This is a genomic window from Mangrovivirga cuniculi, assembly GCF_005166025.1.
Taxonomy (GTDB): Bacteria; Bacteroidota; Bacteroidia; order Cytophagales; family Cyclobacteriaceae; genus Mangrovivirga; species Mangrovivirga cuniculi.
Map to the genome: position 1 here is coordinate 113,182 of NZ_CP028923.1, position 23,390 is coordinate 136,571.

Sequence of the window (23,390 nt, forward strand, 5' to 3'; positions counted from 1 at the left end):
CACAAAAATATCTTCATAGCTATTATTACGCCCGTAAGAATAAATAAAAATGACCATCCATATATTCTGTATAACTTTTTCTCAACATTATTTTTATTATGTTTAAGCAAGGCAAGCCATATTAAACTCATACATATCCATCCAGTTATAATGTAAATATGAGCCATGTAAATGTAGCCTCTAATTATATAATATAAATTGAAGCCAAAAGTCAGCCAAATGATTGTAATTGCTAAAGTCAAAAATACTCTCATTAGATACATGGTATTATGTTAGTGATTTCTTCCAAACTTTTTGTCCCGTTGAGAAAATCTTCTATATCATCAAAATTCGGTCTTCTGTTAAAGTCCACTCCAATACTTGATTGCCCTTCCTGCTCTTGTATATATTGATGGATTTTTGCTTGTAAAGCTCGCCAAGGCTTACTGCCTTGGTCTAATAAATCAATATCTATAGCCCATTCTAAGATGTCTCTAGCCCCACCCGATAATTCATCTGCCGTACGATCTGTACCCCGGATATAAAATATATACCCTCCAGAACCATTCGGCTCTAAATCAAACTGACGATTCCCACTTCCAGGATGAGACAGATTGTAGGGATCACTCAAGGAGGCAAAATCTCAGGAAGTTTCATGATTCAAAAAGCGTTAGGGTTAAGATTTAACTGGAATAATAAGGCAATAGAACTATTGATAACAATGAAATTAATAAAACTCCGAGGCATATTTTCGATAGAATCTTATTGCGAATTTTTTTTTCTTTACGCAAGAGAGCCAACCAAATTATCATAGTTGATACCCAAAAAAACAAATGAAAGATACCAATTTCAAAACCTGGATCATTGATTAGTAAATAAGTACTTATGGATATAATTATACTTGTCGCTACGTAGAATAAATTGATTAATCGCATGGTACGGTTATTTCTTTTAGTGATAAATCTCCATTAAAACATGATTCTATATCTTCGAATTCTGGCTTTTTATGATTAATAGATCCCACTGTGGCAGCCCCTCCGCTGTTTGGAGTGTTCCACAGGAAAACTCCGAACTTTTTTATGAAATGCAGAGTCTGTGACTCGGACATGCTAATACTAAATAATATTATTTAAACTATGTTCAAGATTATAAAGAAACAAACTTTTTTGATTGACCAGGATGCAATCTCTGCTTTTCATTTTTAAAGTCTGAAGTTATGCTGTCGCCAAACTCCGTACAGCTTGGTGAATTATAAATAATGCAGGATAATAGCATTTGCAATTCTCCTGCCATATTAATCATTAAATATTATTTGATTTAAACTGCTGAGCTTCGTTTTTATTTAAAACCATGTACCACCGTGATAATAAATATCCAATAGGAACAGAATAAATCAGAGTGAATGGAGAAATTCTTAACCAATCAATGGGCTCTTCATAAATATCCCATTTGAATTGAATTAAATAAACGACTACCATAAAAATGATTATGAAGATTGAGTAGATACTGGATTTTTTTAAGTATTTGGCATAGAGCCAACAAACTGAAACCACAATCAAATAGGCAATCCAGTGTACAAATAATACTCTTAGAAAAAAACAAAAAAAGAAACCAAAAGTCACCAAAACCTTTCGACAGAGTATGTACATATCCTAAATTACTTATTCCGGATAACCCTATTAATTCCTTAATTATCAACTCTAAAAAAATAATTAAGGGAATTATCCATAAATAAATTATATACTTCATGTTAAGTATTCATCAATTCGAATGGCTCTACTGTATAGTTGAAACTCAATGTTCATTCTGACTTTTATCCTGGTATGGGAACTTCCTGGTTAACATGTCCAATGCCACTCCTACCACAAGAATTGACACTATTACCTGAACTTCTCCAAACCCTATTTTACCTTCATATTGAATAAACCCAATGGTTACAATAAGAGCTATAATGAAAGAAATTATAGCTCCAATAAATTTATTTGAGTTTCCTTTAATTTTAATATAAATAAAAGATAAAATGAGACTAAGAAAATATCCACCATAAAGGAATAGAAATACCATTATACCTAAAAAATAGCTGATGATTTTCAAAGTCCCTTTACCTTCTAATTGTGCGCCTCCAAGAAACAAGTAATCAACTACTACAATAAGAATGAATGCGAAACTAAATACTATAAATAAGTATCCTGAAAGCTTCAATAAGTATTTAAATAATTGCATGGTAAGATGGATTGAATACTAGCTAATTCTTAAAAATCATTACGTTTTCATCGTCTATAAAACCACCCAGTCCATTGAGATTATTTAGTGACAGACTATAGATATTATTAAAAGACAAAAAATAAAACCTGGGCAAAAGATTTGTTCTATTACCCAGATTCATTCAATATTAATAGTTATTTACTTTTTTTAATCAATATTTTCGCTAATAGGTAATCGAAAAAGACTAACAGAAGACACTGCGATAAGATAAAAATCACAATATATATATTTATCATTCCGAATGAAATATTTGAAGAAGTTATGATATATAAAATAATAGGCGTGATTATACTGAAAATAGATATAAAATATTTATTGATTTTAGTTTTGTTTTTTAAAACATAAAATATTGTTGTAGGTATTAAATAGTACCAAAATGTTATTAACAAAATCAGTGGGCTGATACTATTAAAACTACTTGATATAATTTCAGTTTTAATCATAATTAATATCAATGAAGTAGAAATAAAATTCCACATAAAACTGACTAGGAAAACTTTTTTTAGATATTTCATTTACTTAGTTACACTCTAGTTCACTAATTTCTTTACTTCCATCTAATACTGCCTCCAAATCTTCAAAATTTACCCCGCTGTTTGGAGTGTTCCACAGGAAAACTCCGAACTTTTTTATGAAATGCAGAGTCTGTGACTCGGGCATGCTAAAACTAGATAACATTATTTAAACCGTGTTCAAGATTATAAAGAAACAAGCTTTTTTAATTGACCGGGATACAATCCCTGCTTTTCATTTTTAAAGTCTGAAGTTATGCTGTTTCTAAACTCCAGACAGCATGTGGATGCTTGGTTTAGACGATCGCTATTGTTGACTTAATAAAAAACTTCCTGGAATGGGGCACCTCTAAAAAAGAGATTCATATATAACCAAAATAAAAATTAACTTAAAAGGAAAGACCAGCCTGTTAGTCTGTAAATCTTTCTCAAATCTTGTGACTTGTCATTTCGTAAAAGCGCTAACCAAATTAAGAAGAGACATACTATTAAAATCCAATAATATCCTATTGTTAGATTCATGTATCCTTCAGATATATAAATCATAAATACTGGCCTTAGCCATAATATTGTAAGTGTACTAATTAAAAAGGTTTTCATATCTTAATTGCATGGAATAACTTGTATAACATCATCTATTTGTGCCTTGCCATCAAAAAAATCTTTTATTTCCTGAAAATTAGGTCTCTTGTAAAATTCCACGCTTTCATTTGCTATACCCCCGCTTTCTATTACATAGTTTTTTACTGCACTCTGTAGTGCGTTCCATCGTCGGCTGCCCTGATCCAAAAGGTCATAAATTTCAGTGGCATTTAAAGCATCACGAACAAAACCAGATAGTTGATCTACAGCCCTATCAGTACCTCTTGTATAGAACATATAACCACAGTCAGGTTTAGGTTCTAAACCGAACATCCTATTTCCACTTACAGGAAGAGACCATTTTTTTCAATCCACGGAATCACAAAAATATCTTCATAGCTATTATTACGCCCGTAAGGATAAATAAAAATGACCATCCATATATTCTGTATAACCTTTTCTCAACATTATTTTTATTATGTTTAAGCAAGGCAAGCCATATTAAACTCATACATATCCATCCAGTTATAATGTAAATATGAGCCATGTAAATGTAGCCTCTAATTATATAATATAAATTGAAGCCAAAAGTCAGCCAAATGATTGCAATTGCTAAAGTCAAAAATACTCTCATTAGATACATGGTATTATGTTAGTGATTTCTTCCAAACTTTTTGTCCCGTTGAGAAAATCTTCTATATCATCAAAATTCGGTCTTCTGTTAAAGTCCACTCCAATACTTGATTGCCCTTCCTGCTCTTGTATATATTGATGGATTTTTGCTTGTAAAGCTCGCCAAGGCTTACTGCCCTGGTCTAATAAATCAATATCTATAGCCCCCGCTGTTTGGAGTGTTCCGCAGGACAACTCCAAACTTTTGCATGAAATGCTGAGTCTGTGACTCGGAAATGTTAAAAATAAATATCATTAATCAATCAAGGTTCGGATTATAGCGATTCACATTTAATTCACCGGGATGCAGTCCCTGCTTTTTATTTTTAAGTCCCAAGTTACGCTGTCGCTAAACTCCAGACAGCATTGGGATTAGATATAAATCAAACGAGCTGACTATACAAAAAAATAAACCTGGATTAAAGATGCGTTTTCTTAACCCAGGTTTATCCAACATTAATAGTTATTTAGTTTTTTTAATCAACATTTTCGCCACCAGATAATCGAAAATGACTAACAATACAATTTGAGTTATAAGAAAGGCAGGAACCCGCCAAACCAATTCCTGAAAATATTCATTATCCAAAATTAGAGGGGTTATTATCAATAAATATATGACAATTACCCCAATTGATGCTGTAATCCATATATTCCACTTTAATTTATTATTCAGTATTAAATGAATATAAACTGCTCCTAAATAAAACCAATAAGTAAGAACAAATAAGGCAAGAGGGTTAACCAATGGAATATATCCCTGAGGTTGTATCACATTTGTTAAAATAAGAATTGTTCCTATACAAATAATAAATACACACCATAATAAACTAATTAGTATTGCGTGTTTCCACATATTATCAAATCTTTTAATTATTACATTTTAATTGATCTACTGATTTTTCTCCATTAAGTACAGCTTCTAAATCCGCAATATCGATTCTTTCCACAGTAGTCGGCAATTTGATAGAATTCCCTCCATTTTCGGGATCATTGATCCAATTATCAAGATTTGATTGCAATGTACTCCATAATTCTTCCCCACCGTCAAATGCACTATATCCTGTATAATCAGCCACCTTTTCATCTGTCCATTCAGCAATTCTATCTACACCGCTAGTATAAAAGGTATAACTTCCATCTGCATTATATACTAAGCCAAATTCACGATTTCCGCTAACAGGGTGATCATAGTCTTGACTTGTATGAATTGTAGAAAAAACCCATGATTGGTGTTGTTGGTCCGTACAGAGAACTGAACCATCTTGTTGGGCAATTTGAATACCCTGCTTTTCATTTTTAAAGTCTGAAGTTATGCTGTTTCTAAACTCCAGACAGCATGGGAAAGCTTACATCCAATCAATTAGTCTCTTAGCTCCGTTCCAAATAGTAAAAATTAGAAAAAGATTCCTCCCTTAAAAAAAAGAATAGTGCCAAAATAATTTATAAGGTTAGAAATCAATAATGACCATCCAAAAATTTGATAAAATCTATTTTTCCTTAAGGCTTTTTTTGTGGAATAACTAAGCCAAAACAAGAGAAGAACTATACTTCCAATTAAATGATATCCGAAATAAATACTAGCATACCCACCTGATGTGATAAAATATATGACAGTACTTATCCAAATGAGGAGAATGCCACCTATTAATATGATATTTTTCATTTGCATGGAATTGTTAGTTCATTAATATCGATAGTTCCATCGAAATATCTATTTATGTCTTCAAAATCTGGTCTTTTATAATAATCTTCTCCTATTTGAGCACTGCCTCCTTTAGAATCAATATAGTTTTTGATGACTTTTCTTAAAGCAAACCAAGGTCGACTACCCTGATCAAGTGGATCAATGGTTTCTGCAGTGATCCAATTAGCGAAATCGCGAAAACCTCCTGATAGCTCGTCTACCATCCTATCTGTACCCCTTGTATAAAACGTATACCCTCCAGAACCATTTGGTTCTAAACCAAATTGTCTGTTTCCACTTACTGGATGTGAGAGATTGTAGGGATCGCTAATGGTGGCAAACGTCCAGGAGTAAGTATCATGATCAATACATATTACCGATCCATCGTTAGCGGGAAATGCTATATCAATACTAAATATGGATCCAATGGCCGGAATGTTTGTCCATTCTGGATTTGAATTTTCAAATAAAGGATGGGGACTGAAAGTAGTATTGTCCAGCGTCTCAAAAAAGAGCTCGGTTCGGATATGTTCAAACAGATCTTGCGCACTCTGGCCCGGAGGTAACTGGTCGATTTCTACAGAGAAATAATCCATATTGATCACTGCTCCTCCAGCATCTTCCAGGTCTTGAATTGCCCAATCATTATTTGTCCAAAAATTATCCCAGTCATTGTTTGGGGTGGTATCTTCCAATTCCTCTAATCTATCTGTTACTGCCTGCGGTACGGGGGTGGTAGCTAATGCTTTCCATTTCTCAAGTTCATCACAATCAATATCTAACAACAAGTACGGGTTTTCATCAAGGGCTAGTTCGAGTGCTTCTACTCTACGCTGATAAGCTAATTCTTCCTCTATATCAATATTGTTTTCTTTAACGCATGTTCCTTCCTGCATTACATACCCATCCAAACATTCCAGGCCTTCAATAACACCTATAACATCTCCTCCATCAGCATCGCCAAGGTCATTACTATTGCTATCAGATGATCCATCTCCTCCACCTCCGGAAGAATCATAAATTTCTTCTCCAATACCATCACCGGACCAAAATCTCCAACTTCAGTAACAGGCACATAATAGCAATTACAAAGTTCATATGTTTCCGAGGTGCGACTATTCATATCAGAAGAAGATATTAACCTACCCTGTTCAGAGCATGCCTCGTATTTTATATTCCTTTCCATATCTAAAATACGAAATGTTCCATTAAATTTTTCTAAATCATTTAGACTAGACAGGTTATCGCTGGAGTATTGGATAATATATGCTCTGTAACCATTGTTGATTTTATTTAAAATTAAATATTCTCTTGAATATGGCAATGGGTTTTCAGGGTAAAGAGGAATTGAATAGGTTGTCTTCCCACTACTTGTTACGGTTTTGACAAATTTCTTAAAGTTTAACTCACCGAGTGTTGAGAAATCCAACCGAGAGTTTGGAGAGTGAAAAAAATTATTTAATGAGGGTTCGCTTTTTAAACTTGTAATAATTATTCCATCCGTATCTTCTGAGGGCTTGATTTTTTCTTTTTGACATGAGCAAAATAAAAATAGTAAAAAAATAACCCATACAGGTATCATTCCACTTTTCATAAAATTTATATTTATTTAGTTGATAAAATTGTTATTCCTAAAAATTGAAAGATTCGTAATCATAGTATAATCAAATAAGAAATAAAAAAAATCTATTAAAACTATTTCAATAAACATGAATGCCATAAATGCTATAAGAATAAAGTAACTTTCAATTAAATTCCTTGTTTAAACACTGCTGCCAAGTAACTAATTATCATAAAGTTTAAGCATTTCTTTGTTTTATTTTATTAGTTGACTATTTTTGCAAACCATTTAAAAATGTAAAGTTTTTATCATGTACGCAATTGTAGAAATAGCCGGAAAGCAGTTCAAAGTAACGCAAGACCAGTCTATTTACGCTCCAAAGATGGAGGGTGAGGCAGGCGCTTCCGTAGAGTTTGACAAAGTATTGTTGACTGACGACAATGGCACCGTAAGTATCGGAGAGCCAACAGTAAAAGGTGTAAAGGTCAGCGGTAAGATCGTTGAGCACGTGAAAGGTGATAAGATCATTGTTTTTCACAAGAAAAGAAGAAAAGGTTACCGTAAGAAAAACGGACACCGTCAGCAGTTCACTAAAGTATTAATTGAAAAAATAGCTTAAACGAAGTAAACTATGGCACATAAGAAAGGAGCCGGTAGTAGTAAAAACGGTAGAGAGTCGGAAAGTAAACGACTAGGCGTAAAAATATACGGTGGCCAGGATGCCATCGCAGGAAACATCATCGTTCGTCAGCGTGGTACTAAACACCACCCGGGTGAAAATGTAGGTATGGGTAAAGACCACACCTTATTCGCTCTTACTGACGGAACTGTTGAGTTTAAGAAAAGCCGAAACAGATCTATCGTTTCTGTTACTAATGGAAAGGCAGAAGCTTAAGAAAGCTACGGAAAAAACAAAAGCTCTTCTCTAATCAGGGAAGAGCTTTTTTTTGCTCTGATTTGAATTCTATAATAAGATTAATAAACGTATGCCACCCTAAAATTGCTGGATGAAGTAATGTATACTAAACTTTCATGGAAAACTAAAAGTATACTAGATACCCAAAACGGATAAATTTACTTGCTGAGTGAATTACTTCACCTGGTTTTTTTATATCTATCAGGCTACAGGCTAGTGGACCATCATACTTACTGAATGGTTTTATTAGAGTTAATCTTATTCACTAATACTTCAATTCTTTGGTTCGGTTTTGTGCTATTCATCACAGGTCTTCCTCCGACTGGCCAAATAACTATTCCTCGTTCCATTTCAAAATAACTATTCGGGCTTTTTTTATTATTTGGCAGAAAAAGTGGAAGGTATTACTAACTAATTAATCAATTATTGATGATAAAAATTTGACTTATGATTATAAAATATTTAATATTAGGCCTTATCAACATCAACTATGCGATTTTACAGTTTATTATTAATAACAGTTTTGGTATGTATTTCATGTGCAAACCCACCCTTTCCTGAAAAACATCCCCAGAATTATGAACTATTTGTCACTCAGCGAGACACTTATGCTGCCGTTTCTCCTGATGGGGCTAAAATTGCTTATTATCATAGTAGTGGGCAAATCCCTGAACCAATAGATTACCCTTCTGGTCTTTATGTAATAGATAAAGATGGCAATAATAGAAATTTAATTATTCGTGGTTCTATATTAGATCCATCATGGTCTCCAGACGGACAATGGATAGTTTTTTCTCGTTTAGGAGCAATTCAAAAGATCAAATTAAACGGTGATAGTTTAACCACTCTGGAGAACCCAAATTCTTATGGTTTTTTTCACCCTGATTGGTCACCAGATGGTCAAAATATATATTTTGACCGCGCTGATGCAATTGGAGATTTAAGTAGCATATATAAAACCGATAGTGATTTAAATAATGCAACTCCTATTTTAAGTGGTATAGGGGTTGGGTTAAGGGCTCCAGAAATCTCCCCAGATGGACAAACTCTAATAGGTATGAAAGCATCTCATGAGTTTGAAGGTTGGCAGATATTTACAGTTAGTTTTGGTGAAGATAGTATAGAGCAACAATTAACTTTTAATGGTGATAATAGAAATCCTACATGGTCAAAATCAGGGAATGAAATCTGCTGGAGTAAAAATGTTCAAATATTTATCATGGATGAAAACGGCTCCAATTCCAAATTTTTACATTATGGTATTAGTCCAGATTGGTTAAATGCCAATACAATTGTTTTTAGTTTTGCTAATGGAGATTATAGTAAAGAGGTTCTTTACACTATAAAAACTGATGGGTCTGAAATCAATCAACTAACATTTTAAATTTTATAAATTCTATGAAAAGAGTCCGGTGATGTGATTCAACGGACTCTTTCATAAATTATCTGATATTACTATTTCAAATACTTATCCAGGTAGTCTACATACTGCTGATAAAGAAGCAAGTAACTTGGACCACTATAAGCAACTCCATGAGCTCCAGGAGGATAAATTCGTAAATCGGCATCTTTACCATTGTCAATCAGTTTTTTAACTAACTGGAATGTGTTTTGAACGTGCACATTCTCATCCATCGTACTGTGTGCGATAAACATATGGCCATCAAGATTACCAGCATAGGATTGCGGACTGGAATCGATCCATTTTTGATCATTTCCGTCAATTAATCCCATATATCTCTCCGCATAAATACTATCATACAATCTCCAGTCTGTAACCGGTGCACCAACTAGAGAAACTTTGAATATTCCAGGATGCCTCAACATAGTCATCGATGACATGTAACCGCCATAACTGTGTCCTCTGATTGCCATATTATCACCATCGATCCAGCTATGAGTATCAGCAAGATGTTTTACTGTTGCCACAAAGTCCTTACTTTCATAATTACCGAGATCCTCGTAAACTATCTTTTCAAATGCTGACCCGTAGCCTCCGCTACCTCTGTTGTTCACACTAACAATCACGTATCCTTCCTGGGCAAGATATTGTTCCCAGCCATTGGTCGCGAATTCATTATATACAGACTGTGCACCAGGACCTCCATAAATATTTAATACTAATGGATATTTCTCATTTTCATCAAAATCTATTGGCTTAATAATATAACCATCTAGTTGAGTACCATCTTCAGTGGTAAAAGAAAACAATTCTTTATCCGCATAAATATGATTCTCTACATATTCCTTTACCTCTTTATTATCTACGAAATGCTTTATCGTATTATTCTTTTTTACATCTTTTAATATTACCTGTCTTGGTGTATTGACATTACTGTAGTAATCAAGATACATTTCTGAAGATGGAGAAAAATCAATTTTATGACGACCAGGTTCAGTTGTCATTTTTGTCTTTTTCTTTCCGTTGAATTTTATACTATATAAATGTCTTTCCAACGGTGATTCTTCAGTCGAACTATAATAAATAGTTTTTGACTTTGGATTTACCTCATAGACATAAACTACTTCCCAATTTCCATCAGTTACCTGGTTAATTAATTCGCCATCGTAATCATATCTGTAAATATGGCTAAACCCATCCCGATCAGAAATCCAGAAAAACTCTTCTACATCTTCTGGAAAAAAGAACAGGTGATCTATACCTGCAAAAAAGTCAAAAACATCAATCCAGGCATCTGACTTTTCTTCAAAAATTACCTTTGAATCACCGGATTTAATATCCGACATAAATAGCTTCAAATGATTTTGCTTTCTGTTCAAGTGAACAATCGCCAGTTTTGAATCATCAGCTGTCCAGTAAATTCTTGGGATGTAATCATCATTCATCGGGACTTTCATCCACTCTTTAGAACCTGAGTCAATATTAATTACACCGATTCTAACTTTTGGATTAGTATCTCCAACTTTTGGATACCTGATTTTTACATAATCATTGTGTCCTGTGTTTTGATAATCAGTCATTCTGAATACTGGAACCTCTCTTTCGTCAGACTGCCAGAATGCAATATTCTCACTGTCTGGAGACCATGACCACGCCTGTGCCAGGCCAAATTCTTCTTCGTATGCCCAGCCAAAACGACCATTGTAGAACTGATCTTCTGCATCATCAGTTAGCTGAGTTTCTTTTTCTGCCTCCAGATCGTATACAAACAGGTTTCCACCTCTTTCATATCCGACTTTTGTACCATCCGGTGATAATTCAGCAGTTTGAGCATCCTTGGCAACTAACTTAAAACTCTCATCCTCCAGGCTGTAAAGAAAATAATCTGAAATTCCGGATCTTCTCCAAACAGGTCTGAAGTTGGTCTTGAAAAGTATAAATCTCGAGTCTTGAGACCACTGAAATGAATTATAAGTGAATTCAGTGGCAGTGTTTGGAAATGTCTTTCCAGATGGATCGAATATGACACTTTCACTTCCGGTAGAAGGATCATATCGTTTAATAATATTTCCATCCATAAAAGAGAATTGCTCTCCTTCATTGATCCAGTTTACGCTCGCCGGTCCGGACTGACCAGATAATTTTCCGGCATTGAATAATGCATCTCTGAGATCACTATATCTCTCTTGTGCATCTAATGCTATAAAAGAGATAAAAAACAATACAGCTATAAAACGTTGCTTCATGAATCTATCGTGGTTATTTGTTGTTTCAATTAAAATAATTCACTCAAAAAAGAACCAAAAAGACCTGGTTCAAGTATCAAAGTAAATATTATTCCAAAAACCGCACCATAAAAGTGTGCGTCGTGGTTGATCTGATCCCTGGCATTCCTTGTCTGGTACCATGAATAGATCAAGTAAAGCACGCCAAAAACTATTCCAGGAACAAAATAAATCTCTCGCCATGGGTCAAAAATAATACATGAAAAAATCACTGCGGCTACTGCTCCAGAAGCTCCAAGGCTGTTATAACCTGGGTTTTCCTTGTGCTTTAAAAACGTCGGTATTTCAGATACAATTATAGCAACAAGGTAAAGTCCCAGAAATACAAATGGGGCAGAATCACCAACAAGGACCCTTAAATAATATTGTTCCAGGTTTCTTCCGAAAAAGAATAGAGTAAACATATTAAATCCCAGGTGTACATAATCGGAATGAATAAAACCGGACATCAGAAACCGGTCATATTGGTTATTTCTATTTACCTGGTATGGATTCATCATCCATCGATATTGCTTATCCGGATTATTCCAGGCATAGAAACTGATTATTACCGTTACGGCAATTATTATTATAGTAAGACTCATAATTAACTTTCTCTTTTAATCAACGCATCTGCCAGTAATCTGATCTTATCTTTTTTGCTCTCTGCCACAGGAAAATGATCTAAATTATTAAATGCTTTACTGAAATAATCATTCATTCTTTCTTCGATTGCATCTTTTACGCCTAATCGATTATAAAGATCAGTTACCGCCTTTACCTTTTCTTCATTATCAAACTTCTCAGCATTCAGCCACTTCTCAAGCTCCTTCTTGTCTTCTCCTTCGGCTCTTTTTAAAGCCTCGATCAGCAGCATGGTTTTTTTATTGGCAATAATGTCTCCACCAACCTGCTTACCGAATTTTTCCTGGTCAGCATAAACATCCATCAGGTCATCCTGAAGCTGAAATCCGATTCCAAGATTTATCCCAAAATCTCTTATCTGACGACAAACTACTTCTGTTGCCCCGGCAATTTCTGCACCAACTTCAAGCGCAAAACCTAAAAGCACTGAGGTTTTCTTCCTTATCATCTCCAGGTACTCTGATTCAGAAACGTTATCGCTGGTCTCGAAATTCATGTCTTCCTGCTGTCCTTCGCATACCTCTGCGGCACAAACATTGAATTTACCGAGGATGGATTTTAATTTTAATGGATCGATATCTAACTCTAGAAATTGATCATAAACTTTCACCAGCATCACGTCACCGGAAAGAATACCAACATTTTGATTCCATTTGCTATGAACAGTTGGTTTACCTCTTCTTAATGGGGCTTCGTCCATGATATCGTCATGAACGAGAGTGAAATTATGAAAAAGCTCAACAGCTACCGCAGCAGGCATTGCTTTTTCTATATCGTCTGAAAAAAGTTTATATCCCAGTATGGTAAGCAATGGTCTCATCCGCTTACCTCCTAAATTCATTATATATTTTATGGGATCATAAAGTTCTGCCGGCTGGTGCGGTAGCGACATTTCATCGATTTGCTTGTTTAGCTCTTCAATGAGCGGATTGAATTTTTCAATCATTATTTACTAATTCGAGATCTATGTTTCGTTTATCTAAATCTGTTCTTACTACCTTGACTTGCAATTTGTCACCAAGGGTAATAATTCTTTTATTTCGCTGACCAATAAGTCTCATGTTTTTTTCATCAAACTCATAGTAATCATCTTCAAGGTCTGATACACGAATCATTCCTTCACACGCTGTATCGACAATTTCTATGTAAACACCCCAATCTGTCACCCCAGACACAATGCCTTCAAAATCTTCACCTATATGGTCAGACATATACTCAACCTGCTTGTATTTTATGCTCGCTCGCTCAGCCTCAGTGGACCTTCGCTCCATTTCTGAACTATGTCTGCATCTGTTTTCATAAAGTCCTTTTTCAGCAGATTCCTGGTCATCGAGGTATCGTTGTAACAATCTATGCACCATTACATCCGGATATCTTCTGATAGGGGAGGTAAAGTGAGTATAATGATCAAAAGCTAATCCAAAATGACCTTTTGGTTCAGTTGTATAAATAGCTTTAGCCATCGTGCGAATTGCAAGTGACTCCAGAATATTCTGCTCGGGTTTTCCTTCGATGTCATCCATCAGACTATTCATTGCCTTTGCAATATTATCTGAATTGAGATTCAGTTTATGGCCAAATCGACCGGCAAATTTGCTAAATGTCTCCAATCTGTCGGGATCGGGATTATCGTGAGTACGGTATACGAAGGTCAGTTTATCATTTCCTTTTTTCTTATGATAAACTTTTTCAGCTACTGATTTATTCGCAAGAAGCATGAATTCCTCGATCATTTTATGAGCATCTTTTCTAACCTTTGGTATTACACCAAGTGGTTTCCCTTCCTCATCAAGTTTGAATTTCACCTCAACTGTCTCAAAGTTGATCGCTCCTTTATTATATCTTTTTTGTTTTAACTCCTTAGCAATATTATTGAGTGTCCGGACTTCATGAGCAAACTCACCATCTTTGCCTTCGATCAGTTCCTGAGCATCTTCATAGGCAAACCTTTTATCTGAATGAATCACTCCTCTTCCAAACCATTTTTCTTTTACATCTCCTTCAGCATTCATCTTAAATGTTGCTGAAAATGTTAACCTGTCTTCGTTTGGCCTTAGTGAACAAAGATCATTTGATAGTCTTTCCGGCAACATAGGTATAGTTCTATCTACAAGATAAACCGAAGTTGCCCTGGAAAAAGCTTCTTTATCTAGAATGCTGTCTGGTGTGACATAATGAGAAACATCAGCTATGTGAACGCCAATTTCAAACATTCCATTTCCAAGATCAACAAAGCTTAAAGCATCATCAAAATCTTTTGCATCAGCCGGATCGATCGTAAATGTCGTCGTATCTCTAAAGTCTCTTCGCCTGGCAATTTCATCGTTGGTGATTTCGCCGGGTATCTTATCTGCTGCTTCAATGATTTTTTCTTCAAATTCAAAAGGCAAACCGAATTCAGCCATAATACTGTGCATTTCTGCAGTATTATCACCGGCTTTACCAAGTATGTTAACTACTTCACCAATTGGACTTTTTTCACCTTCAGGCCAGCTTACTATCCTGACAATAACTTTATCATTATCCCGGGCACCTTTTAGTTTACCTTTGTGCACAAAAATATCAGTGTGCATTCTTTTATTATCCGGTATTACAAATGCAAACCGGTCACCCATATCCAGTCTTCCGACAAACTCCATTCGAGACCGTTTAATGATCTGAACCACGCGGCCTTCCGGATTTCGTCCATCGACTCCTTCTTTAAACACCTGGACTTCAACTTCGTCACCATCAAGTGCCTGTCCCATATCTCTGGAAGACACCTTGATGTCGTCATCTTCACCTTCCACTACAATAAAACCAAATCGTGGATTTACAAAGTCAACCTTCCCGGTTAATAATTCTCCTTCGAATATAGATGTGTAGTATCCTTTACCGGTTTCTCTGATTTTTTCATCGAGCTCTAAGTCCACAAGGGCGTGAACAACCATTGCTCGGGCTTTTTTATTATCTGCACCGGTTTTTCGGGCTATTTGTTTTTCGGTAAATGCTTTACCTGAATTGCTATTTAATAATTGGAGTATCTTATTTTTATAAAATTCAATATTATCCTTGGTGCGTTTCTTCTTCGAACGCTTATTACTTTTTCCTTTTCTTTTTCTACTCATGTTGTGAATATTTTTTCACATTAATAACCGTATGTGTCGGTTTTCGCTTTTCGCTGGAGAGTACGCTTTCGTATATCTTCGATGTTACCATGTGGGATAGCATTCATTAATTTGATGGTATAATCAGATTTTGGCGCATCGTAAATACTTTCTGAAAATCCGGCCTCAACTATCTTTCCTTCATTCATCACCATAATACGGTCTGCCATAAATTTGACAACCGACAGGTCGTGTGAGATAAAGATATAAGTAAAGTCGTGATTTTCCTTAAGTCTGTTGAGAAGATTCAGTACCTGTGCCTGAACTGACACATCAAGTGCTGAAACTGACTCATCGCAAATAATGAATTTAGGATCAACAGCCAAGGCCCGGGCAATTACAACTCTTTGTCGCTGACCTCCACTGAATTCATGGGGATATCTTGTATAAAAATCAGCAGAAAGACCTACCTCTTCCAGGAGATTCTCTGCTATGCTTTTTCTTTCCTTATCTGAAGAACCGATTCTGTGGAAACGCATCGGCTCTACAATTGCGTCACCAATTGTTTGTCTTGGATTTAATGATGAGTAAGGATCCTGAAAGATAATCTGCATATCTTTTCGCAGTTGCATCATTTCTTTCTTGTTATAATCCAGGATATTTTTACCAAAGAAAAGGACTTCTCCTTCTGTTGGCTCAATAAGCCTCATCATGCTTCGTCCGAGTGTTGTTTTACCACATCCTGACTCTCCAACAAGACCAAGTGTTTCTCCTTCGAAAACCTTGAAGCTTACATCGTCAACTGCTTTAATTACTTCCTTACTCTTTTTAAAGATCCCTTCTCTTACCGGAAAATACGTTTTTAAATTCCTAACCTCGATTATCGGTTGATCCTTTAGCATTTTCAACTGCTTTTCCTGGACCTCATCTTCTGAAACAAGGTTGCTTAGAACGGCTAATGCGGCAGATTTATATTTCGAATCTTTCTTTTCAACAATTTCTCCTTCCTGGTTTACTTCCATGAAGTCAGATACGGTAGGCAACTCTCTTAATTTTACATCAAGTCTCGGACGACATGCTAATAAACCTTTCGTATATGGATGTTGAGGGTTATTAAATATATTAAATATTGGCCCTTGCTCGACAATCTTTCCCTGGTACATTACAACAACTTTATCTGCAATATCAGCAATAACACCGAGATCGTGGGTAATGAATATTGTCGCCATATCATTATCCTCATTCAATTCTTTCATCAGATCTACAATACTCCTCTGAACAGTTACATCAAGAGCAGTGGTAGGCTCATCAGCAATCAGAACTCTTGGATCACATGACATTGCCATGGCAATCATTACTCGTTGCTTTTGACCACCTGAAATCTGGTGAGGATAGGTATCGAATATTTTTTCCGGGCGAGGTAGCTTTACTTTCTTAAATAAATCGATTGTTTTCACCCGGGCCTCTTTTCTACTCACATTCCTGTGAAGCATAATAGCTTCCATTACCTGGTTGCCACAAGTATAAACGGGGTTTAACGAACTCATAGGCTCCTGAAATATCATTGCGATATCTTCACCCCTTATTTTTCTCATGGTCTTTTCATCGACCTTAGTTACATCTACCGGGCCAAGGCCAGGGCTATTTAATATAATATCTCCACCTTCTATGGAAGCCTGAGGTTTAGGCAGAAGTCCCATCATTGTAAGGGCTGTTACCGATTTTCCCGAGCCACTTTCTCCTACTATCCCAATCGTTTCTCCCTTATGAATCGTAAAACTGATATCATCCACTGCTTTCACTACTCCTCTTTTGTTAGTGAAATAAGTTTTTAGATTTTTTACATCAAGAATTACATTTTCCTTCATCGCCATCGCTCAAATATTAAAAAGTGGTCGAGTTATTTTAGCTCTACCCTGTTATTATAAGAGCCTAAAATACTAAATCCATATGAGTTATAAAACGGTTCAAACGTATTGTGTTGTACTGATGTCAGTCTTACCGATCAATTTCAGATAAATATGCATCATAACCTCCACATCTTGCATGCAATATGTGGATATAGCCTCCAGATTATTCTCTTTGTAGTAAGCAGAATGAATCTTACTTCCATCTAAATTGCTCTTACTGGTTGGAATGTCAAATATAGCAGCCAGTGCTTCCAGGGAGGTGAAGTTTTTGCGGTCTCCAAATTTCCAATAGTCCATTGTGTCAAGGTGTTGCACTTCCCATGGCTTTTTTCCAGCGAGATTTAAGACATAAGGAATCTGGATCTGGTTAACTACCATCCTACGACATAAATAAGGAAAATCAAATTCCTTTCCGTTATGGGCACATAAAAAAAGTTTATCCTGATTGAACTTTTCTCTTACAAGGGTGGAAAACTGATGTAAAAGTTCATTTTCGTTATCATTATTCAGATGCGTAATTCGCATTTGCCATTCGTCATCGACCTGCCTTATCACTCCAAGGCCAATACAAATAACTTTACCGAATTCAGCATAGATAGCAGCTTTTTTACTCCATATTTCTTCGGGTGAATACATTTCGGATTCGCGCAAAGTCTCTGCCTTCCTGATCCAGATTTTCTGCATTCTATCTGAAAGCATACTAAAATCAGGCTCTATTGCTGCTGTTTCGATGTCTAAAAATAAAATGTGGTTGAGAGGTGGTTGAAATATTTCCATTTATAATCTACTGAGGACCACATCTTGCCCTATCTCTGCTACAAATTCTGTATTATCTTTTTTAATAGAACCGGATTCAAATGTGATCACACCATCATAAAGTTGATTGTCTTTAAAATAAGTAATTTTAAATTCGTTATCCAACTTAAATACCTCCTCAACCATTGACTCAAAAGCCACAGCTTTATTTGGACCAACACTATCAATAATGTGTCGCAATACTGAAGTTTTCACTTCTTTCCCTTCAATCTCTCCCGTCCCACAAGAATTTATCAACACATTTTTTAAGCTGGTATCATGAAAGTTTATAAAGTATACAGTCCAATCACCAGTTTTTTGTTTTGATAATGCCACTCCTATCTTTTCGGCCTTTCGTTCTAAAATATCTTTTTTCATATTTTATGCCTCCTCGATAGGGTTATATATCTTCATTTCAAATATTTCAATCAAGTGTCTTTTTACTTTCTCTTTAACTTCATTCATGTCAACTTCACGTCCTAACTCCTTGTCTAATGAAGTTACTGCTTTATCATCAATCCCGCACGGAATAATATGACCAAAATAGGAAAGATTAGCATTAACATTGAAAGCAAATCCGTGCATTGTGACCCACCTGCTTGATTTTACCCCCATGGCACAAATTTTTCGTGGATTTTTTTGCTCTTCATGGTCTAGCCAAACCCCGGTAAGACCATCTATCCTTCCTGATTTAATCCCGTAATCATCTAATGTTTTAATTATACCCTCTTCCAGAAAACGCATGTATTTATGAATATCTGTAAAAAAGTTTTCCAGATCTAAAATGGGGTATCCAACAAGTTGCCCGGGACCATGGTATGTAATATCTCCTCCACGGTTAATTTTATAGTAAGTAGCCTCGTGTTGTTTTAACCCTGTTTCATCTAACAACAAATTTTCCGGCTTTCCACTTTTCCCCAGCGTATAAACATGGGGGTGTTCACAAAATATTAGGTAATTATTAGTTTTCGTTTGTTCCTCAACCGGCACCTTTCTGTTAGCTATTTTTGATCAACTGAACGCTTGAACATAACTTCCTGCTGATCCCATGCCTGTTGATAATCAATCAGGCCCCAGTCAATTATTTGTACTTCTTTATTTATTATTTCATTCATTTCTTCTACAAAATGCAGGACTTTAATGCCTTTGCACTACCTTTTTTTGCTTCAAGGATAATTTCTTCACATGATGCAGGAAGAAGTATCGATTCACCTTTTACAAGATCATATTTTTTATCCTGATAAGTGATTGCAAATTCTCCTTCAATACCCATCATTACAACAAACGAATCAAGTGACTGTGGGTTTATCTTATAAGACGATTTTACCTCCAGCAGTGTGGTAGAAAAATATTCATTTGATACAAGAGTTACTTCCGAATCCGGGTGTGGCTCAGGGTGTGTTTTGTATTGTTCTTTTAATTCGTAATCCAGGGCATCATATGACTGTTCAAGATGCAACTCCCTTTTTTTTCCTTCTTTGTCAACACGATCAAAATCATAGATTCTGTAGGTAATATCAGAGCTTTGCTGTATTTCGGCAAGCAAGATGCCTTTGCCAATAGTATGAATTCTTCCGGCCGGGATATTGAAAACATCGCCTGCTTTAGCTTTATGTTTTAATAAAACTTCCTCTAAAGTACCTGCTTCCACATTTTGCTTTAACTTTTCCTTATTCATTTCTTCTTTGAAGCCGGAAATAAGGGTTGATCCTTTTTCAGCATCAAGAATATACCACATTTCATTTTTACCAAAAGGCAATCCGTGCTTTTCTTGAGCAAGCTTATCATCCGGATGGACCTGAACAGAAAGATCTTGTCTGGCATCCAGAAACTTAAATAGTAAGGGAAATTCTTTGCCATATTTTTGAAAAACCTTCTTTCCCATCAAACCAGCAGGATCCTTTTCGACCAAATCAGTAATTTTCATACCATCAAAAGGACCGCTTTTGACCACACTTTCTTCACCTGGACATCCGGAAATCTCCCAGCTTTCTCCAACAGAATCAGTGTTATCAACTGGTTTGTTGAGTTTGGTTTTCAGTTTATTACCGCCCCATATTTTTTCTTTTAATATGGGATGAAATTTTAATGGCTCAAATTTCATGTTCTAAAAAAATTATTTCCTGAATTCTTTATAAGCGTTAATCAATCCATTTGTTGAAGGATCATGTGTTGTAATTTCATTTTCATTTTCTAATTCAGGCAGGATGTTCTTAGCTAGTTGCTTACCTAATTCTACTCCCCACTGATCGAAACTAAAAATGTTCCAGATAACGCCCTGGACAAACACTTTATGCTCATACATGGCTATTAACGAGCCGAGTGTTTTAGGGTCTAGCTCTTTAAATAATATTGAATTCGTCGGACGATTACCCTCAAATATTTTGAATGGCAATAAAAACTCAATTTCTTTTTCAGACTTACCGGCTGATTTAAGTTCTTGTCTAACCTCTTCTTCCGTTTTCCCTTTCATTAATGCCTCTGTTTGGGCAAAATAATTTGAAAGAAGCTTTTGATGATGATCCCCTATTAGATTATGGGTTTTAGCCGGAGCAAGAAAATCACATGGTATCAATTTGGTTCCCTGATGGATAAGCTGATAAAAAGCATGTTGTCCGTTAGTACCTGGTTCACCCCAGATTACAGGACCTGTTTGATAATTAACATTTCCACCTGATCGATCTACATATTTACCATTGCTTTCCATATCTCCCTGTTGGAAATAAGCTGCAAAACGATGCATGTATTGATCATAAGGCAGGATAGCAAGCGATTCAGCCCCGAAGAAGTTATTATACCAGATGCCTAACAAAGCCAATATTACCGGTAAATTCTCATCTGCTTTCGATGTTCTGAAATGTTCATCCATGTCGTGAGCACCCTCTAATAAAGCTTCAAAATGATCAAACCCGATTGTACAGGCTATTGACAAACCAATAGCTGACCATAGAGAATATCGGCCTCCTACCCAGTCCCAAAATTCGAACATATTATCCGGGTCAATTCCAAATTCCTGAACCGATTCTGTATTGGTACTAAGTGCGACGAAATGTTTTTTTACAGCTTCTTTATTATCAGCTGCTCTTAGAAACCATGCTTTTGCTGTTTCAGCATTAGTCATCGTTTCCTGTGTCGTGAAAGTTTTAGAAGCTATAATAAATAAGGTATTTTCAGGATTAACTGCCTTTAACACTTCTGCAATATGAGATCCATCAACATTTGACACGTAATGGGTTTTGATATGAGGAACCGCGTACGGCTTTAATGCTTCTGTAACCATATATGGCCCCAGATCACTACCACCAATCCCAATATTAACAATATGCTCTATCCTTTTGCCTGTAAATCCTTTCCATTCACCACTGATCACCTTGCCACTAAAGGATTTCATTTTCTCTAAAACCCTGTTTACTTCCGGCATTACATCCTCTCCATCAACTTTTACAGATTTACCAGAACGGTTTCTCAAAGCTGTATGCAATACTGCACGGTCTTCGGTTTCGTTTATGTGTTGCCCGGAAAACATCGACTTTATAGCATCACTGATCTTGCAATCTTCTGCAAGTTCATTAAGCAAAGACATTGTTTCACTGTTAATTCTGTTTTTAGAATAATCAAGCAAGATATTATTAAATCGAACAGAAAATTTCTCAAAACGCTCCGGATCTTCACTGAACATATCTTTCATATGAACATTATTGATCTGTTTAAAATGAGCTTCAAGTTTCTTCCAGCTTTTTGTTTCTATTGGATTAATTTTTGGTAGCATGTTCCTTGCTTTTTATTCTAATAATAAATGTCTATTGTGCTATATTAGTCGATTATCAACTATAAATGTAAAATTGGAAAGAATTTTTAATAGAAACAGGCAAATTGGCAATAAAGGTGAAGAGAAAGCATCATTATTTTTAATTAGCCTTGGATATGATATCCTGGAAACTAATTACCGATACCGTAGATCTGAGATTGATATCATTGCTATCAAAGAAAAAACCATTCATTTTATTGAAGTGAAAACCCGTTCTGACGACAGATTTGGCAATCCTGAAGAAGCTGTCAATAACAAAAAAATCGAATCAATTATGACAGTAGCAGATCACTATGTACATGAAAACAACTGGGAAGGAAATATTCAATTTGATGTGATTTCAATTCTTATTGGCAAGGAACTCAGAATCGATCATTTCGAAGACATCAGTTGAACATACTTTTCCGGAACTTCGGCATTATATACCGGATTATATTCAAATATCAACTTTCCTCTGATATCCCATTCTCTTACTATATAAGGTATAAAGTCGTTGTCATATGGGTTTTTCCTGTATTGTATCTGTCTTTTCCTTCTTCTCCTTTCATAATATTCTGTCCAGACACCTACTTTCTGCCCATTTTCATATTCACCAACCACGGCAGGAAGTCCATTTTCATGAAAATAGTAGTAATACCCTTCTTTTTCTCCAAACTCAATCGGAATCACTTCTTTAAGCTTTGTGCGGTCGGCATCGTAATAGCTGGCAAAAGAATTCTTTGGCCATCCGCGATAGTATTTTTCTTTATCCTTCAGGACATAGTAGTCATACATTTTACCAAATGATTCCCACCGTCCATGCTTCGTGCCTTTATAAAATATTCCCTCCATCAGGGTATGTTCACTATTAAACTGTCGAAATGGCCCATGAAGAAGCGGGCCCAGCTCAGAAGTATATTTATCAGGGGTTGTCACCTTTATACTGCGATCCTCATAACTGTAATAATGTATATCCCTGACGTATTTATTTGGCTTTTCATTCTCTTTTAACACATAAAATTTCTCATAAACCACTTTGCTCCCAACCCCTCGTTTGGTAAACATTTTCCTGGTTTTAATGCCGTAAAAAACCTTCTTTTTCCTCTTTTTTTTCAGTTTTACTTCTTCCTCCTCCTCTTCCTCTTTACCAATATCAAGATTTACAGACTCAGGAACATCCGAACTGATGACCGAATATTCAGTATCCTGACCCATAATTGCGCCGGAAAACAAGAGGATTATAATACCTGATATATAAAGTGTTCGATTCATCTAATATTTATAAACGTATCAGATTGAAAAAGATTTCATCTGTCAGAACTGAAAGTAA

Annotated in this window: 22 protein-coding genes and 1 pseudogene; 4 read left to right on the top strand and 19 right to left on the bottom strand. The window is 35.6% G+C overall.

The genetic code is table 11. The features are described 5' to 3' along the window. Positions 1–253: 253 nt before the first annotated feature. From DCC35_RS00505 to DCC35_RS00540, 8 genes are all read right to left on the bottom strand, one after another. Complete coding sequence (locus tag DCC35_RS00505; protein ID WP_137088933.1) at positions 254–610, bottom strand: hypothetical protein; 357 nt, start codon at positions 608–610, stop codon at positions 254–256. Between the two features lie 294 nt (positions 611–904). Next, a complete protein-coding gene (locus DCC35_RS00510) occupies positions 905–1,087 on the bottom strand; it encodes a hypothetical protein (RefSeq protein ID WP_137088934.1) in 183 nt (60 codons plus the stop codon). A 686-nt stretch (positions 1,088–1,773) separates the two neighbouring features. Further along, positions 1,774–2,202 (bottom strand): hypothetical protein, encoded by a 429-nt coding sequence (locus DCC35_RS00515; protein WP_137088935.1) that lies wholly within the window; start codon positions 2,200–2,202, stop codon positions 1,774–1,776. Positions 2,203–3,359: 1,157 nt separating this feature from the next. Next, a complete protein-coding gene (locus DCC35_RS00520) occupies positions 3,360–3,635 on the bottom strand; it encodes a hypothetical protein (RefSeq protein ID WP_137088936.1) in 276 nt (91 codons plus the stop codon). 336 nt (positions 3,636–3,971) lie between these two features. Next, positions 3,972–4,211: a hypothetical protein gene (locus DCC35_RS00525; RefSeq protein WP_137088937.1), complete on the bottom strand. Its 240-nt coding sequence runs from the start codon at positions 4,209–4,211 to the stop codon at positions 3,972–3,974. Between the two features lie 665 nt (positions 4,212–4,876). Further along, positions 4,877–5,086, bottom strand: a complete 210-nt coding sequence (locus DCC35_RS00530) for a hypothetical protein (RefSeq protein WP_137088938.1) — start codon at positions 5,084–5,086, stop codon at positions 4,877–4,879. Positions 5,087–5,669: 583 nt separating this feature from the next. Beyond that, a complete protein-coding gene (locus DCC35_RS00535) occupies positions 5,670–6,605 on the bottom strand; it encodes a hypothetical protein (protein WP_137088939.1) in 936 nt (311 codons plus the stop codon). A 23-nt stretch (positions 6,606–6,628) separates the two neighbouring features. Beyond that, positions 6,629–7,288: a hypothetical protein gene (locus DCC35_RS00540; protein ID WP_137088940.1), complete on the bottom strand. Its 660-nt coding sequence runs from the start codon at positions 7,286–7,288 to the stop codon at positions 6,629–6,631. A gap of 277 nt (positions 7,289–7,565) precedes the next feature. Here DCC35_RS00540 and rplU point away from each other — a divergent pair, with 277 nt between their 5' ends. The 3 genes from rplU to DCC35_RS00555 all read left to right on the top strand — a co-directional run bounded on the left by rplU (position 7,566) and on the right by DCC35_RS00555 (position 9,555). After that, on the top strand, positions 7,566–7,874 hold the full coding sequence (gene rplU / locus DCC35_RS00545) for a 50S ribosomal protein L21 (RefSeq protein ID WP_137088941.1): 309 nt from the start codon (positions 7,566–7,568) through the stop codon (positions 7,872–7,874). A gap of 12 nt (positions 7,875–7,886) precedes the next feature. Next, a complete protein-coding gene (rpmA, locus tag DCC35_RS00550) occupies positions 7,887–8,150 on the top strand; it encodes a 50S ribosomal protein L27 (RefSeq protein ID WP_137088942.1) in 264 nt (87 codons plus the stop codon). 511 nt (positions 8,151–8,661) lie between these two features. After that, positions 8,662–9,555 carry a TolB family protein gene (locus DCC35_RS00555; RefSeq protein WP_137088943.1) on the top strand — a complete coding sequence of 298 codons (894 nt, stop codon included), beginning with the start codon at positions 8,662–8,664 and terminating at the stop codon, positions 9,553–9,555. A gap of 71 nt (positions 9,556–9,626) precedes the next feature. Here DCC35_RS00555 and DCC35_RS00560 read toward each other — a convergent pair whose 3' ends face one another. The 10 genes and pseudogenes from DCC35_RS00560 to pgi form a co-directional block, all read right to left on the bottom strand. After that, complete coding sequence (locus DCC35_RS00560; protein ID WP_137088944.1) at positions 9,627–11,819, bottom strand: S9 family peptidase; 2,193 nt, start codon at positions 11,817–11,819, stop codon at positions 9,627–9,629. Positions 11,820–11,848: 29 nt separating this feature from the next. Continuing rightward, positions 11,849–12,442: a rhomboid family intramembrane serine protease gene (locus tag DCC35_RS00565; protein WP_137088945.1), complete on the bottom strand. Its 594-nt coding sequence runs from the start codon at positions 12,440–12,442 to the stop codon at positions 11,849–11,851. Positions 12,443–12,444: 2 nt separating this feature from the next. Next, positions 12,445–13,428, bottom strand: a complete 984-nt coding sequence (locus tag DCC35_RS00570) for a polyprenyl synthetase family protein (RefSeq protein ID WP_137088946.1) — start codon at positions 13,426–13,428, stop codon at positions 12,445–12,447. Beyond that, on the bottom strand, positions 13,421–15,589 hold the full coding sequence (gene rnr / locus DCC35_RS00575; protein ID WP_137088947.1) for a ribonuclease R: 2,169 nt from the start codon (positions 15,587–15,589) through the stop codon (positions 13,421–13,423). The genes DCC35_RS00570 and rnr overlap by 8 nt, the downstream gene beginning before the upstream one ends. 20 nt (positions 15,590–15,609) lie before the next feature. After that, a complete protein-coding gene (locus tag DCC35_RS00580) occupies positions 15,610–17,442 on the bottom strand; it encodes an ABC transporter ATP-binding protein (RefSeq protein ID WP_317128965.1) in 1,833 nt (610 codons plus the stop codon). A 93-nt stretch (positions 17,443–17,535) separates the two neighbouring features. After that, positions 17,536–18,255, bottom strand: a complete 720-nt coding sequence (locus tag DCC35_RS00585) for a ribonuclease H-like domain-containing protein (RefSeq protein ID WP_137088948.1) — start codon at positions 18,253–18,255, stop codon at positions 17,536–17,538. Next, positions 18,256–18,651, bottom strand: coding sequence for a hypothetical protein (locus DCC35_RS00590; RefSeq protein WP_137088949.1), 396 nt, complete (start codon positions 18,649–18,651; stop codon positions 18,256–18,258). Positions 18,652–18,654: 3 nt separating this feature from the next. Next, positions 18,655–19,388 (bottom strand): annotated as a pseudogene (lipB, locus tag DCC35_RS00595) (lipoyl(octanoyl) transferase LipB). Positions 19,389–19,393: 5 nt separating this feature from the next. Next, positions 19,394–20,377, bottom strand: a complete 984-nt coding sequence (locus DCC35_RS00600; protein ID WP_137088950.1) for a type I phosphomannose isomerase catalytic subunit — start codon at positions 20,375–20,377, stop codon at positions 19,394–19,396. 12 nt (positions 20,378–20,389) lie between these two features. Next, positions 20,390–22,042 (bottom strand): glucose-6-phosphate isomerase, encoded by a 1,653-nt coding sequence (gene pgi / locus DCC35_RS00605; protein WP_137088951.1) that lies wholly within the window; start codon positions 22,040–22,042, stop codon positions 20,390–20,392. A gap of 73 nt (positions 22,043–22,115) precedes the next feature. Here pgi and DCC35_RS00610 point away from each other — a divergent pair, with 73 nt between their 5' ends. Further along, complete coding sequence (locus tag DCC35_RS00610) at positions 22,116–22,475, top strand: YraN family protein (protein ID WP_246070112.1); 360 nt, start codon at positions 22,116–22,118, stop codon at positions 22,473–22,475. Here DCC35_RS00610 and DCC35_RS00615 read toward each other — a convergent pair. Next, the gene (locus DCC35_RS00615; protein WP_175402668.1) at positions 22,454–23,332 is read right to left on the bottom strand and encodes a toxin-antitoxin system YwqK family antitoxin; all 879 of its coding nucleotides are present in this window, start codon (positions 23,330–23,332) and stop codon (positions 22,454–22,456) included. The two genes, DCC35_RS00610 and DCC35_RS00615, sit on opposite strands and share 22 nt — an antisense overlap. Positions 23,333–23,390 lie beyond the last annotated feature (58 nt).